At 64.1% G+C, this 12,634-nt stretch carries 14 protein-coding genes and 4 tRNA genes; 6 read left to right on the plus strand and 12 right to left on the minus strand.

Annotated elements, in window-relative coordinates; translation table 11 throughout:
• Positions 1–4: 4 nt before the first annotated feature.
• Genes hemQ through AC5WEY_RS14035 form a run of 3 tightly spaced genes read left to right on the plus strand, consistent with a single transcriptional unit; the run spans position 5 to position 3,736 of the window.
• Positions 5–700, plus strand: coding sequence for a hydrogen peroxide-dependent heme synthase (hemQ, locus tag AC5WEY_RS14025; protein WP_057478618.1), 696 nt, complete (start codon positions 5–7; stop codon positions 698–700).
• Positions 697–1,401, plus strand: coding sequence for an HAD family hydrolase (locus tag AC5WEY_RS14030; protein ID WP_495646290.1), 705 nt, complete (start codon positions 697–699; stop codon positions 1,399–1,401). Before hemQ ends, AC5WEY_RS14030 begins: the two co-directional genes overlap by 4 nt.
• 13 nt (positions 1,402–1,414) lie before the next feature.
• On the plus strand, positions 1,415–3,736 hold the full coding sequence (locus tag AC5WEY_RS14035) for a molybdopterin-dependent oxidoreductase (RefSeq protein WP_495646291.1): 2,322 nt from the start codon (positions 1,415–1,417) through the stop codon (positions 3,734–3,736).
• Here AC5WEY_RS14035 and AC5WEY_RS14040 read toward each other — a convergent pair.
• The 5 genes from AC5WEY_RS14040 to AC5WEY_RS14060 all read right to left on the minus strand — a co-directional run bounded on the left by AC5WEY_RS14040 (position 3,714) and on the right by AC5WEY_RS14060 (position 8,365).
• On the minus strand, positions 3,714–4,172 hold the full coding sequence (locus AC5WEY_RS14040) for a MaoC family dehydratase (RefSeq protein ID WP_170944821.1): 459 nt from the start codon (positions 4,170–4,172) through the stop codon (positions 3,714–3,716). The two genes, AC5WEY_RS14035 and AC5WEY_RS14040, sit on opposite strands and share 23 nt — an antisense overlap.
• A 28-nt stretch (positions 4,173–4,200) precedes the next feature.
• On the minus strand, positions 4,201–4,629 hold the full coding sequence (msrB, locus tag AC5WEY_RS14045) for a peptide-methionine (R)-S-oxide reductase MsrB (protein WP_057478620.1): 429 nt from the start codon (positions 4,627–4,629) through the stop codon (positions 4,201–4,203).
• A 27-nt stretch (positions 4,630–4,656) separates the two neighbouring features.
• Positions 4,657–5,895: a glycosyltransferase family 87 protein gene (locus AC5WEY_RS14050; RefSeq protein WP_495646292.1), complete on the minus strand. Its 1,239-nt coding sequence runs from the start codon at positions 5,893–5,895 to the stop codon at positions 4,657–4,659.
• Between the two features lie 63 nt (positions 5,896–5,958).
• A complete protein-coding gene (locus tag AC5WEY_RS14055; protein WP_495646293.1) occupies positions 5,959–7,533 on the minus strand; it encodes an alpha/beta fold hydrolase in 1,575 nt (524 codons plus the stop codon).
• 46 nt (positions 7,534–7,579) lie between these two features.
• A complete protein-coding gene (locus tag AC5WEY_RS14060) occupies positions 7,580–8,365 on the minus strand; it encodes a pyrimidine reductase family protein (RefSeq protein ID WP_495646294.1) in 786 nt (261 codons plus the stop codon).
• Positions 8,366–8,399: 34 nt separating this feature from the next.
• Here AC5WEY_RS14060 and zapE point away from each other — a divergent pair, with 34 nt between their 5' ends.
• Positions 8,400–9,413, plus strand: coding sequence for a cell division protein ZapE (gene zapE, locus AC5WEY_RS14065; RefSeq protein WP_495646295.1), 1,014 nt, complete (start codon positions 8,400–8,402; stop codon positions 9,411–9,413).
• Between the two features lie 7 nt (positions 9,414–9,420).
• Here zapE and AC5WEY_RS14070 read toward each other — a convergent pair whose 3' ends face one another.
• The 7 genes from AC5WEY_RS14070 to AC5WEY_RS14100 all read right to left on the minus strand — a co-directional run bounded on the left by AC5WEY_RS14070 (position 9,421) and on the right by AC5WEY_RS14100 (position 11,784).
• Positions 9,421–9,936 (minus strand): GNAT family N-acetyltransferase, encoded by a 516-nt coding sequence (locus AC5WEY_RS14070; protein ID WP_495646570.1) that lies wholly within the window; start codon positions 9,934–9,936, stop codon positions 9,421–9,423.
• Between the two features lie 8 nt (positions 9,937–9,944).
• On the minus strand, positions 9,945–10,397 hold the full coding sequence (locus AC5WEY_RS14075) for a hypothetical protein (protein ID WP_495646296.1): 453 nt from the start codon (positions 10,395–10,397) through the stop codon (positions 9,945–9,947).
• Positions 10,398–10,413: 16 nt separating this feature from the next.
• Entirely contained in the window at positions 10,414–11,109 is a 696-nt protein-coding gene (locus AC5WEY_RS14080; RefSeq protein WP_495646297.1) for an alpha/beta hydrolase family protein, read from the minus strand.
• Positions 11,102–11,386, minus strand: a complete 285-nt coding sequence (locus AC5WEY_RS14085) for a hypothetical protein (protein WP_235581743.1) — start codon at positions 11,384–11,386, stop codon at positions 11,102–11,104. Before AC5WEY_RS14085 ends, AC5WEY_RS14080 begins: the two co-directional genes overlap by 8 nt.
• 126 nt (positions 11,387–11,512) lie before the next feature.
• Positions 11,513–11,587: transfer RNA gene (locus AC5WEY_RS14090), tRNA-Val, on the minus strand.
• 37 nt (positions 11,588–11,624) lie between these two features.
• Positions 11,625–11,695, minus strand: a tRNA-Cys gene (locus tag AC5WEY_RS14095).
• Between the two features lie 17 nt (positions 11,696–11,712).
• Positions 11,713–11,784 (minus strand) — tRNA-Gly (locus AC5WEY_RS14100).
• A gap of 243 nt (positions 11,785–12,027) precedes the next feature.
• On the opposite strand from AC5WEY_RS14100, the gene AC5WEY_RS14105 reads away from it, so the two are divergent.
• Both AC5WEY_RS14105 and AC5WEY_RS14110 read left to right on the plus strand, forming a co-directional pair.
• A tRNA-Val gene (locus AC5WEY_RS14105) sits at positions 12,028–12,099 on the plus strand.
• 116 nt (positions 12,100–12,215) lie between these two features.
• The gene (locus tag AC5WEY_RS14110; RefSeq protein WP_495646571.1) at positions 12,216–12,617 is read left to right on the plus strand and encodes a TIGR02611 family protein; all 402 of its coding nucleotides are present in this window, start codon (positions 12,216–12,218) and stop codon (positions 12,615–12,617) included.
• The last annotated feature ends 17 nt before the right edge of the window (positions 12,618–12,634 follow it).

The following is a 12,634-nucleotide window of genomic DNA, read 5'->3' on the forward strand; positions in this document are numbered from 1 at the left end:
GGCCATGGCACGCCTCGATTACTCAGCGCTCAACTCGACTCTTCGCTACTTGATGTTCTCGGTCTACAAGGTCACGCCTGGTCTGCTGGGCGACGATCGGGCCGAGGCAGCCAAGGAAGCGAAAGTCTTCTTCGAAAGCCGTGAAGACAAGGGCGTCGCAGTGCGCGGTGTCTACGACATCGCAGGCATGCGCGCGGACGCCGATTTCATGGTCTGGACACACGCCGAGCGCATCGAGGACCTCCAGGCCACCTATTCCGATTTCCGGCGCACCACCGCTTTGGGCAAGGCAAGCACGCCGGTCTGGAGCAACACCGCTCTGCACCGTCCGGCCGAGTTCAACAAGAGTCACGTCCCGGCCTTCATCGCGGGCGAGGACCCCGGTGCGTACATCTGCGTCTACCCGTTCGTCCGGTCGATCGACTGGTATCTGCTGCCGGACGACGAGCGCCGCACAATGCTCGCCGATCACGGTAAGGCCGCCCGCGACTACAAGGACGTGCGCGCGAACACCGTGCCCTCGTTCGCACTGGGCGACTACGAGTGGATTCTGGCGTTCGAGGCTCCCGAACTCGATCGCATCGTGGATCTGATGCGTGACCTGCGTGCCACCGAAGCGCGCCGGCACGTGCGCGAGGAGACCCCGTTCTTCACCGGCCCCCGGGTCGAGGTGGACGCACTCGTCGAATCACTGCCGTGACGACATCGGGCAGCCAGACCATCGAGGCCGTCCTGTTCGACTTCTCGGGCACGCTGTTTCGGCTGGAGGAGCACCCGACCTGGTTCGACGGCATCCACGACGCAGACGGCACCCCGGTCGACGGTGCAGGCGCTGCGGAGCTCATGCGACGCATGACCGCGCCGGTGGGCGAAACAGTCGAGTTCGACGATGCAACGCGTCATGCCTGGCGAAACCGGGACCTCGATCCGGCACTGCACCGGCAAGCATATCTCCATGTGCTCGAGCAATCCGGGGTCACGGTTCCGGCGCAGGCGGAATCGGTCTACGGGCGCGTGATCGACGCCGATTCGTGGACGCCGTATCCCGATACCGAATCGGCCCTGAAAAAGCTTGCCACCGAGTCCATTCGGGTCGGTGTACTCAGTAATATCGCGTTCGACATCCGCCCCGCGTTCGCCGATCGCGATCTCGATCGGTACGTCGACGAGTTCGTGCTCTCGTTCGAGGTGGGCCACGTCAAACCGCAACCGGAATTCTTCCGCCATGCCGTCGCCGCCTTGGGTGTCGATCCGTCGCGGACGCTGATGGTGGGCGACAGCGCCGAGGCCGACGGCGCGGCGCAGGAGATCGGGTGCCGCTTCGCGCTCGTGGATCCGGTGCCGACGGTCGAGCGGCCGGATGGATTGTTGGCAGCGTTGAGCGCGTTCGGCATTCGATGACCGAGGTAGTTCGATGACCGCAGTGCCCGGCGTCCAGCACATGGGCCACTGGGGCATGTTTCGTGCCGAGTCGGACGGACGTGATGTCACAGCGGTCCATCCGCAGGCGTCGGACAGTAATCCGTCTCCGGTACTGGGCAACATCGTCGGTTCGGTGACCCATCGATCCCGCGTCACCGCACCGGCGGTGCGCCGAGGTTGGCTGGAGAACGGTCCCGGTCCGACCGGCAGTCGCGGCAGCGACGAGTTCGTCGACGTCTCCTGGGACGAGCTGACCCATCTGCTGTCGTCCGAATTGCGCAGAGTGGTGGGCACATTCGGCAACAACGCCATCTACGGCGGATCCTACGGATGGGCGAGTGCCGGACGCTTTCATCATGCCCAGAGCCAGGTGCACCGCTTTCTCAACTGCATCGGCGGGTACACCAGGTCTGTGCACAGCTACTCCCTGGGTGCGACCGGCGTCATCATGCCGCACGTGCTCGGTGCACATTGGAAGATGTTCTCGCGCTCCACGTCCTGGAACGTGATCGCCGCACACACCGAATTATTGGTGGCGTTCGGCGGAGTTCCGGTCAAGAACACCGGTATCAATCACGGCGGTACGTCGGATCATCCGACGGTCGACTCGCTCGACGCGATGCGTGCCCGCGGTGGGCAGATCGTCACCGTGAGTCCGCTACGAAACGACATGAGTGGCGACGCTCGATGGATCGCTCCGCAGCCCGGTACCGACGTGGCAATGATGTTGGCTCTCGCGTTCGTGCTCGCCGACGAGAAGCTGCACGACACAGCATTCCTCGACAGGTATTGCCAGGGCTACCCCGAATTCGAGCGGTACCTGCTCGGCGTCTCGGACGGCACACCCAAGACCCCACAGTGGGCGTCGACGATCTGCGGCATCGAGCCCTCGGTCATCGCGGATCTGGCGCGGGAGATGGCGTCGAAACGCACGATGGTGACGGTCACCTGGTCGTTGCAGCGGACGCGACACGGCGAGCAGGCCCCATGGATGGGCGTCACCCTGGCAGCGATGCTGGGTGGGATCGGCGTTCCAGGAGCGGGATTCGGTCACGGGTACGGGTCCATGAACGAGCCCGGTCTGGCCCCGGTGCCGTATCCGTTGCCGACTCTGCCACAGGGAATCAATCCCGTTCCCGACCTGATTCCCGTAGCGGCGGTCTCGGAGATGTTGCTGAACCCGGGTTCTGAATTCGACTACGACGGTAGAAGATTGACCTACCCAAACATCAAGGTCGTCTACTGGGCCGGTGGCAATCCGTTCCACCACCACCAGGATCTCGGACGGCTTCGTCGTGCCCTCGGTAGACCCGACACCATCGTGGTGCACGATCCCTACTGGACACCGATGGCCAAGCATGCCGACATCGTCGTCCCGTCGACGACGTCACTGGAACGATCGGACCTGAGCTGCACGCGCAACGATCCGTTGCTCGTCGCCATGGAGCCGGCCGCCGCCCGGTACGCGGATGCTCGCGACGACTACGACACGTTCGCCGACCTGGCCACGCAACTCGGTGTGGGGGAGCAGTTCACCGAGGGACGAACCTCGGAGCAGTGGCTCGAGCATCTGTACGGGCAGTGGCGCGGATATCTGCGCGCGGGTGGCGTCGAGACTCCGGAATTCGATGCCTTCCGCCGCGAGGGTTCGTTCCGGATGCAGACCGAAGACGATCTGACGTTCTTCGAGGACTTCAGACGCGATCCGGTCGGGAACGCGCTGCGCACCCCGAGCGGCAAAATCGAGATCTTCTCGGCAACGGTGGCGGGCTTCGACTACGACGACTGCCGAGGGCATCCGATGTGGTTCGAGCCGCAGGAGTGGCTCGGCGGGTCACGCGCCCAGCAGTTTCCGTTGCACCTGATCGCCAATCAGCCACGTACCAGGCTGCACAGTCAGCTCGATCACGGTGCGGTGAGCCGAAACTCGAAGATTCAGGGCCGCGAGCCGCTACGCATGCACCCGTCTGCGGCCGCGGCCAGGGGAGTATCCGACGGCGACGTCGTGCGGGTGTTCAACGACCGCGGTTCGTGCCTGGCGGGCGTTGTCGTCGACGACGCGATGCTGGAATCGGTGGTTCAGTTGTCGACCGGGGCCTGGTACGACCCGCTCGATCCGGCCGATCCCGGCTCGATGTGCAAGCACGGCAGCGTGAATGTGCTGACCGCAGACGAGGGTTCGTCGGCGCTGTCGCGTGGATGCACCGGCCAGCATGTATTGGTGGAGATCGAACGCTACGAGGAAGCGCTGCCGCCGATCACAGCGTTCGATCCACCTGTGCGTAAGAGGGTCAGAACACCACCCGAGAGATGATCTCGGCGACGAGGGCCGGCTTGTCCTCGCCCTCGATCTGCAATGTTCCGGCTGTCACGATCTGGAGAGCCCCGCCGGATACCTCTTCGACCGAGACGAGGGTGGTCTGCAGGCGGACGTGGGCTCCGACCTTGACCGGGTTGATGAAGCGAACCTTGTTGGAGCCGTAATTGATTCCGAGCTTGGTGTTCTCGATGGTGTAGATCTGCCAGTTGAGCATCGACACCAGGGACAGGCTCAGGAATCCGTGGGCGATCGGAGCCCCGAACGGGCTTTCCTTCTTCGCCCGCTCGACGTCCACGTGGATCCATTGGTGATCGCCGGTGGCGTCGGCGAAGGTGTTGACCCGTTCCTGGGTGATCTGCAGCCAGTCACTGGTGCCGAGGTCTTCGCCGACTGCCGCTTTGATCTGCTCTGGTGAGGTGAAAGTGCGCATGCTCACAGTATGGACGAAGCAGCGCCGATCAGGATGCAGGCTTGAGTACCAACGAGATCGAGTTGATGCAGTAGCGCTGGTCGGTCGGTGTCGGGTAGCCCTCGCCCTCGAAGACGTGGCCCAGGTGACTGTGGCAGTTGCGGCAGACGACCTCGACTCGGCGCATTCCGAGCGTGGTGTCCTCTTTGAGGATGACGGCGTCACTGTCGGCCGGGTCGAAGAACGACGGCCAGCCGCAGTGGGACTCGAACTTCTCGGTGCTGCGGAACAACTCGGCTCCGCAGGCGCGGCATTCGTAGATGCCTTCGGTGGTGGTGTCGGTGTACTCGCCGACGCCCGGGCGTTCGGTGCCTGCTTGACGGAGCACCGCGTATTCCTCGGGGGTCAGCTTCTCGCGCCACTGTGCGTCGGTGAGCTGGACGGCGGGAGCGGAGTTGTTGTCGGTTGCTGAACTCATGCTCACACGCTAATACGATTTGTCGGGCTACGCCGTTTTCGCTGGTGGCGCGCTCGGCAGCAGATAGCTCGGTTCGATTCCGTCGTCGAGTCGTCCTTCGCTTCGAGCGGCGAAATAACGCCCGATGAGAACACCGAAGATGACGACGATCAGCAACGCCCACCCGAACGTGGTCCGGAGGTAGTCCAAGGCGCGGCCGGTTTCGATCCACCGTCCGGACAGCCATCGGTCGTAGTTCATGAACCCGTAGATCGCCAGCCAGGCGGGCCAGTTGCGAAGTAGCGAGTTCTTCAAGACCACGGTCATGAGCAGCGGGAACAGCATCATCGAGTAGTACATCTGGCCCAGTGAGCCCAGCAACCAATGCGCGGTGAGGATCAATCCCGAGGTGGTCGCGAAGAAGAACAGACGGTCTTCGCGGCAGTACCGATACAGCAGCCACAGTGACACCAGAACCATGATCCCCAGAACCGCGCGGATGCCGAGGGTGAGCAGTTCGGGCACTCCGTAGTAGCGACCGTTACCCACGACAGCACTGTTGAAGTAGTCGCGAGTCTGCAGCAGGTACGGCAGCGTCCGGTCGATGAAGTTCATGGGGTCGACCGACAGAGGCCACGCGATGGCCATCATCACCACTGGGATCGCGATCGAAGTGATAAAGACCTTCCATTGACGCGTCATCAGAGGTAGTAGCAGCAGCGGCGCAAGCATCGGCTTGACCGCCAGAGTCAGACCCATGGCAACACCCGCCGACAGGTCTTTGCGCTGGAGGAGAAATCCGAGGAACGCTACTTCGCCGAAGAGTACGAAGCCGTTGAAGTTGGTGAACACCAATGTGTTCGTCACCGTTTCGCTGACGAATGCGGCGAGGAGCAGTGCGGGAGCGGCGACCGAATCGAGCCGGAATCCGAAGATGCGGAGCAGTATGTACAACGCCGCGAGAATTGCGATGGTGCTGGCGATGATGAACAACCAGCGAGATCGCTCCGGGTCGATGATGGCTATGGGGGAGAGCAACATCGTCGCGCTCGGTTGATACAGGTAGTGCGGGTCGACGGAGTCGAAGTTCGCCGTGTAGACCGGCTGTCGATTCAAGAACGCCAGGGCTGCGCTGTACACGGGATTGAAGTCGTTGGTGATATCACCGTTGACCGCCTTGATGACCACCCGATGGATCACGGTCATGATGGCGATGGGCCACAGGGCGTACTTGATTACCTCGGCGGTCGTCCGCCCTGAACGCGGCTCCAGAAAGCTAAGTGACACCCGCGAACGGTACCCGAGCCGCACCGGAGGAAAGACACCCCGCGCCGAAATCCGGTACCGCAATCAGGCGGGACAGACGGTGCCATCGGTCGGAAGCGCAGTATCGAGCGCGTACTTCACCGCAGCGCTCTGCAGACATTGTGATCCACCGAGGCTCGGATGTCCGCTGCCCTGCCACGCAGCCGACGCCACGGCCGCGCCGGTTGCCCCGACCAGTCCGGTGACCGAGGACAGGCCTCCGTTGCCGACGATCGGGTCACCCGCGTTCGACAGAACCAACACCGGAACGTCCAACGAAGTGGGTAGGGGAATCGACGGTGCTGTCGGCCAAGAGGAGCACAGCAATGCGGTCAAGGCGGCATCGGTGCCGTAGACCGGATAGCGGTCGGTCCATTGCGACGAAAGGTCACGCACGCCCTGCGGAGACGGCCACTGTTGGCCGTCCGTGCAGCGGGAAACGAACTGTCCGTCGGTGCCGTAGGCATTTCGACCTCGTTCGGCGAGGGCGACCAGAGCCGCGGTGTCGGATCCAGCCGCTGCGGACAAGGTGGCGGACAGGTCGGTGGCCCGAGACGACGCATCCCCGGCTGTCGATGCGAGCGCGAAGGTGATGCCGTCGAGAATTTCGTGAGTGGACAGCGGCGCGAACTCGCCACCGGCGGCGCGTCGGAGCAACTGCTCCACCGCAGCCGTCGGGTCGGCCCCGAGAGAGCAGTTCAGCGCGACGCATCGTTGGGCGAACGCTGCGAAGGCGGCCTCCTTGCCCTGTGTCCGTTGCTCGGCCAGCGTGATCTGATCGGTGTTGACGCCGGGCGGCGAGTCGAGAATCAGACGCGAGACGTTGTCCGGGAACTTCGCCGCGTAGGCCAACGCGGTGAGCGCGCCGTTTCCCGATCCGATCACACCGATCTGGTTCACGCCCCAGAGCTGCCGCAGACGGTCGAGATCGTCCGCCGCGTAGGTGGTTCCGAAGGCGAGTTCCTGCGGCTGCAGTGTGTCGGTGCACTCGATAGTGGCGTCCCGGCCTGCGTCGACCGCGCGGTCCACGGCGTCGGCATCGGACCTGGTGAACTGTCCCAGGGCATCGACTGCAGCCTTGGTGGGGGACTGGAGTGTGTCGTCGATGCAGTCCACCGCGGTGGATCGGCCGATCCCGCGTCGATCCACGGCGACGATGGGGTGAGCTGCGAGCAGAGTCGAGAGCGGACCGGCCGCCATCGTCGCCAGTGTGGCGATCGAGGATCGATCTGAGCCGGAGGTGAAGACCAACGGACCCGCATCGGCCGGCGTTCCATCGAGCCGGGCGCGCAGTGCGCCGACGGCGAACGTGCCGAACATCTGCCCGCTGGCATCGACGTCCGCCTCGTACTCCGCGCACTCCAGTGTCAGACCGGGCGTGGTGGAGGTGAGCCCGAATGTCCCGAGAGTGGCGGCGGTGCAGTCGGCCCAGTCGAGGTCGGTTGCCGGCACGGCGAGTTCAGCCGGTTCCGGTGGAGCCTCTGTGGACGGCTCGCCGGGTTGGCCGGGGGATTGTTGTTCCACCGCGACATCGGGCCGGAACGACGGCCCAGCGCCGCAGGCCGCGCACATCGTGGCCAGGACGAGGGCGGCGGCGAGCAACGAACGTTTCTGCGTCACCGTGCGAGGCTATCGACTTTTCGATCGATGCCGCGCCGCTCGGTGCTCATGGCCGACGCACCCAGCGTGTGAGCAGTGTGCCGTCCGCGTCGGCGAGGACGTGCGCGCGCTGCATCGGTGTGTCGGAGGCACCGGCGGAGTGGGCGATGCGGCCCGCATCTCCGGCGACGAGCATGGGTGAGATCGTCAGGCACAGATCGTCCGCCGCCCCGTCCGATGCGAGTTGCCCGAACAGCCCTGGCCCGCCCTCGCACAGGATGCGACGAAATCCGAGGTCGCTCAGCGTCTTCACGATGTCCTCGGTCGAGACCGATTCACCGGCCACCTCGATCACCGTTGCGCCCGCGGAACGCAGTGCCGCCACCTTCGAGCTGTCCGCTGCCGCCGAGGTCAGTACCACCGGCTGCACCTCGGCGTCGGTGACGAGCCGAGAATCGGCGTCGATCGAACCAGAGGCGGTCACCACCACGATCGTGGGAATCGGTGCCAGCCCGTTCGCTACTCGACGTGCCTTCACCTCGGCGGACAGCGAGACGCCGCCGTAGTTCTCGGCGCGAGCCGTTCCGGCTCCGACGAGAACCGCGTCGCACAGTTCTCGCAGAATTCCGAACAGTCGGCCGTCCGCTGGGGTCCCCAGGCCTGCCGACTTACCGTCGGCGGTCACGGATCCGTCGATGCTGGCGACGAAGTTCGTGCGGATCCACGGTCGGCCCAGGTCTGCGGGGTAGGCGTACAGGTCGCGAACGGCGTTGTCGTCGAGTACCGATCCGACGGGCGCGGACTCGGCTGCCTGCTCTGATGTGAAGTAGGTCCCAATATCGAGAAGCTGCATGAGAGAGATCAGACCACGTCGTTACGCTCGACGAATGCCCGCACGCCTTGTCGACCGAAATCCCGTGGTCCCCTCCGATCAGCTGATCGCTCAGATGGTGCCGCCGGCGATGTTCGACGACGTCAGCTTCTCCTCGTACATTCCCGACCCCAAGGAGCCGACGCAGGCTGCTGCGGTCGCGAAGGCCGAGGAGTTCGCGAACAAGGTGCAGAAGATCCGTGGCAAGGGCAAGCGTGGGCTCTTCGGCAAGAAGACCCCGGCCACCGGCGCGGGCCTGTACCTCGACGGCGGCTTCGGTGTCGGTAAGACCCACTTGTTGGCGTCGATCTACCACAGCGTTCCCGAGCCCAAGGCGTTCGGCACGTTCGTCGAGCTGACCCACGTCGTCGGCGCACTCGGCTTCAACAAGGCACTGGAAGAACTCTCGAACCACAGCGTGCTGTGCATCGACGAGTTCGAACTCGACGATCCCGGCGACACGATGCTGGTATCGCGGCTGCTGTCCGAGCTGTCTCAGCGTGGAGTGTCCATCGTCGCGACGTCGAACACTCTGCCCGGTCAGCTCGGCGAGGGGCGCTTCGCTGCCGAGGACTTCCTGCGGGAGATCAAGAAGCTCGGTTCGATCTTCGAGTCCGTCCGCGTCGACGGTCCCGACTACCGACACCGCGATCTGCCCCCGGCTCCGGAGCCTACGTCCGAATCCGAGTTGATCGAGCGCGCGGAGACCGTCGACGGCGCAACCCTGGACGATTTCGACGAGCTGCTGAAGCATCTGAGCACGCTGCACCCGTCGCGCTACGGCAAGTTGCTCGACGGTGTCCCTGCAGTGTTCCTGAAGAACGTGCACCCGGCATCGGACCAGGCTATTGCCCTACGCCTGGTGGTACTCGCCGACCGTCTGTACGACGCGGGCATTCCGGTGACGGCCTCGGGCGGCAAGCTCGACGAGATCTTCACCGAGGAGATGTTGGCAGGCGGCTACCGCAAGAAGTACCTGCGCGCCACCTCGCGCCTGCTCGCACTGTCGCGTTTCGCCGCCGTCGGCTGAGTCGGCGTCAGAGCCGTACCTGCATGACGTAGTCGTCGTGTGTCTGCACGCCGACAACGAATGTCTTGGTGCCGACGATCTCGAATCCGTGCTTGGCGTAGAACTTCTGGGCGCGCGCGTTGAGTTGATTGACGCCGAGCCATGCTCCTGCGCAACCGGATTCACGCGCATGGGTCAATGCGAACGAGATCAGCCGCGCTGCAACTTCGCCGCCGTGCTCGGCCGGCCGCACGTACAGTTTGCTGATTTCCAGCGTCGGATGGTGAGACAGTGCGGCTCGGATGTCCGGGTCGGCTGGACTGCCCGACACGAGCATCGCGTACCCGACCACCTCGCCGGTGGGTGTTTCGTCGACCAGAACGGTTCGGTTGGGGTCGGCGACGTAACCCTGGAAATTGTTGACCGACAACACGTTCGAGACGAACTGTTCGATGTCCTCGGTGCGAGTACCCGGTGGGCAGGCGAGTGGAAAGGTCTGCGCGGCCAATTCGGCAACGTTGGGTACATCGGCATCCGTCGCCATCCGCACACTCACAGCAGATCCACCGCGTTCTTCGCCTCCCGCAACGACAAGCCGGTTCGGTCGCGCAACAGTTTGATGGCCGAGATGGCCTTGCCCTCCGACTTCAGGGACTGCAACCGCGGGATGAGATCGTCCCAGGGTGTCGGACCGGACCGAGCCGCGTCGACGATGGTGGACGAGGACGGAAACGGTTCGCCTCGTTGAACGCCTTCGATCGTGTTCTTCGCGTCGAGGAGACCGGCACCTGTCCGTTCGCGAAAGATCTTGATGGCCTGGATCTTCTTGTTCGCCGCCAACAACTGATGAATATCTGCACGGGCGGTGTCGTCGAGGCCGATCAGCCCGATGCTGCGCGATGTCTCCGGGCTCGAGCCGGGCTTCTTTCGGGCCAACAACCACGCTGCAAGTACCGCGGCATCGACGAGGACCAGAGCAACGATGAACCATCCCCAGGTCGGCATGCCTTAGTAGACCACTTCAGCGCAACGGGTCGAAGAGCGGGACGACTACCGAAGATTCGGCGAACAACGAGACTGCGCCCGCGAGGGTTTTCTTCGCCGCGTCGTACTTGACGGGAGCGAGGTCGTGGCCCGCGCCCTCGATGTCGACGAGCAGGGTGGCGGCCGGGACGAGTGCGAGCGCCGCGCTCAGTTCGGCAGTGGTGCCGAACGGGTCTTTCGTGCCGTGTAGCACCACCGTCGGTGTTCGCAGTTCGGGAAGGTGCTGGGTACGAGCCTTGTCCGGCTTGCCCGGAGGGTGCAGGGGATAGGAGGTCAGCACGAGGCCATCGACGAGACCCGGGCGTTCGGCAGCGATCATCGACCCCTGTCTGCCACCGTAGGAATGCCCACCGAATGCGATGAAGCCCGTGGTCTCGGCGCGGAGGCGGTCGATCGCTGCGGCGATGCCCAGTCGATCCTCGGCCGACCGAGAAGGGTGCGGCGGGCCCTTGGGTTTGCGTACTCGAAACGGGAGATCGAACCGCAGCACCGTGAACCCGGCCGCCGCCCACACTTCGGCAATGCGCAGCAGCAGCAGCGACTCGCAGTTGCCGCCCGCGCCGTGGGTGAGGGCGAGCCCGCCCCGTGACGGTGCGGACGGCGTGTGCAGATGGGCGACGCCCCCGCCGAGTTCGATGTCGGCGGGGGCGTCGGGACCATCGAGTTCAGGCATCGTTCGAGGACGTTACCTTTTCGTCGGTGTCGGCGTGATCGGTGTCGGTGGACCCGTCCGAGTCCGGGGAGTCCTGGTCCTCGGCGTCCACCATCTCACCGTTGTCGTCGACCATGTCGGCGAAGGCGGTGCCGGCAACCGTGCCGTTCGTTCCTGGTAGCGCCACGGTGGGCCGGGCACCGGGTCGATAGCGATCGTCGAGCCCTTCGACGGATTTCTTCGCATCCTCGAGGGTTGCGTCGTCGACTGTGGGTTCGCTCTGAGCATCGTCCGACACGTGAGTGTCCTTCCATCGAAGTGTGTGCGTCATCTCCACTGTGCACTTCTATGGCGTGAATCACCACAATTGATTCGTGAAGCACAAAAAAGACCCCCTCGAAAGGGGGCCTGATTTGTCTGACTGTGGTGCGCGATACTGGGATTGAACCAGTGACCTCTTCCGTGTCAGGGAAGCGCTCTCCCGCTGAGCTAATCGCGCATGTCCTCGCACCGATTCTGCAACCGATGCACTAGCGAGGTGGAGACGGGAATCGAACCCGTGTGCACGGCTTTGCAGGCCGTTGCCTCACCACTCGGCCACTCCACCATGGGTCGAGACCCTCGAGCGGATGACGGGATTCGAACCCGCGACCCTCACCTTGGCAAGGTGATGCGCTACCACTGCGCCACATCCGCATACCCCGGAGGCGTTCACTGCTGAGCAGTTGCTGTCTCCGTGGTGCGGGGAAAACATTAACCCAACGGGAGTGAAACTCACAAATCTGGTGGTCAGCTGGGGAATTCGAACGATTCGCGCATGTGAAAGATGTGAAAGCAGAGACGAGAGCAGCCCTGTGGAGGCAGTCCGGCGACGTATTCGGTGATCGGGCGGGCGATTCGGTTCGCCGCGGCACCTCGTGTTAATGTTTTGCCTCGTTCGGTCCCGTGGCTCAGTGGGAGAGCGTCCGCTTCACACGCGGAAGGTCGCTGGTTCGATCCCAGCCGGGACCACAGAAAAGAAGGCCCACACCGCCCGTCGGTGTGGGCCTTCTTGCGTTCGAGGCCGGTAACCTGAGCCGGTGAGCACCGAACAATCGAAGCCCGACGCCGTCGACGACCAGAATCCGGTGGACAAGGCGAAGGTGAAACACCGGCGCTTCCGGGCGCGTATCGCCGAGAACAAGTCTCTCGATCTCGGCTACCGAATCACGGTCGGTGTCGTCGGAACCATCGTGCTCATCGTGGGTGTGCTCGCCATTCCGTACCCCGGGCCGGGTTGGCTGATCGTGTTCGCGGGACTGGGCATCCTGGCGTCGGAATTCGCGTGGGCCAAGAGTGCACTCCGATTCGTCCGCAAGAGGTACGACGCTTTCACGGCCTGGTTCTCGAAGCAGTCGATGTTCGTCAAGGGTCTGGGCGTGCTGTTCACCACGATCGTCGTGCTCGCAACCCTGTGGCTGCTCGGAACTTTCGCGCTGGTCGGCGGCTGGTTCGGCCTCGACTGGACCTGGCTCGAAAGTCCGATCTGACTTGCCTCGCCGCGCTG

The organism is Rhodococcoides sp. S146-33 (assembly GCF_059489205.1).

Bases quoted from the DNA above. Each gene is read 5' to 3' on its own strand.
- AC5WEY_RS14080 (WP_495646297.1), bottom strand. From the start codon at position 11,109: ATGCCTGAACTCGATGGTCCCGACGCCCCCGCCGACATCGAACTCGGC.
- AC5WEY_RS14075 (WP_495646296.1), bottom strand. From the start codon at position 10,397: ATGCCGACCTGGGGATGGTTCATCGTTGCTCTGGTCCTCGTCGATGCC.
- AC5WEY_RS14070 (WP_495646570.1), bottom strand. From the start codon at position 9,936: ATGGCGACGGATGCCGATGTACCCAACGTTGCCGAATTGGCCGCGCAG.
- msrB (WP_057478620.1), bottom strand. From the start codon at position 4,629: ATGAGTTCAGCAACCGACAACAACTCCGCTCCCGCCGTCCAGCTCACC.
- hemQ (WP_057478618.1), top strand. From the start codon at position 5: ATGGCACGCCTCGATTACTCAGCGCTCAACTCGACTCTTCGCTACTTG.
- AC5WEY_RS14035 (WP_495646291.1), top strand. From the start codon at position 1,415: ATGACCGCAGTGCCCGGCGTCCAGCACATGGGCCACTGGGGCATGTTT.
- zapE (WP_495646295.1), top strand. From the start codon at position 8,400: ATGCCCGCACGCCTTGTCGACCGAAATCCCGTGGTCCCCTCCGATCAG.
- AC5WEY_RS14060 (WP_495646294.1), bottom strand. From the start codon at position 8,365: ATGCAGCTTCTCGATATTGGGACCTACTTCACATCAGAGCAGGCAGCC.
- AC5WEY_RS14040 (WP_170944821.1), bottom strand. From the start codon at position 4,172: ATGCGCACTTTCACCTCACCAGAGCAGATCAAAGCGGCAGTCGGCGAA.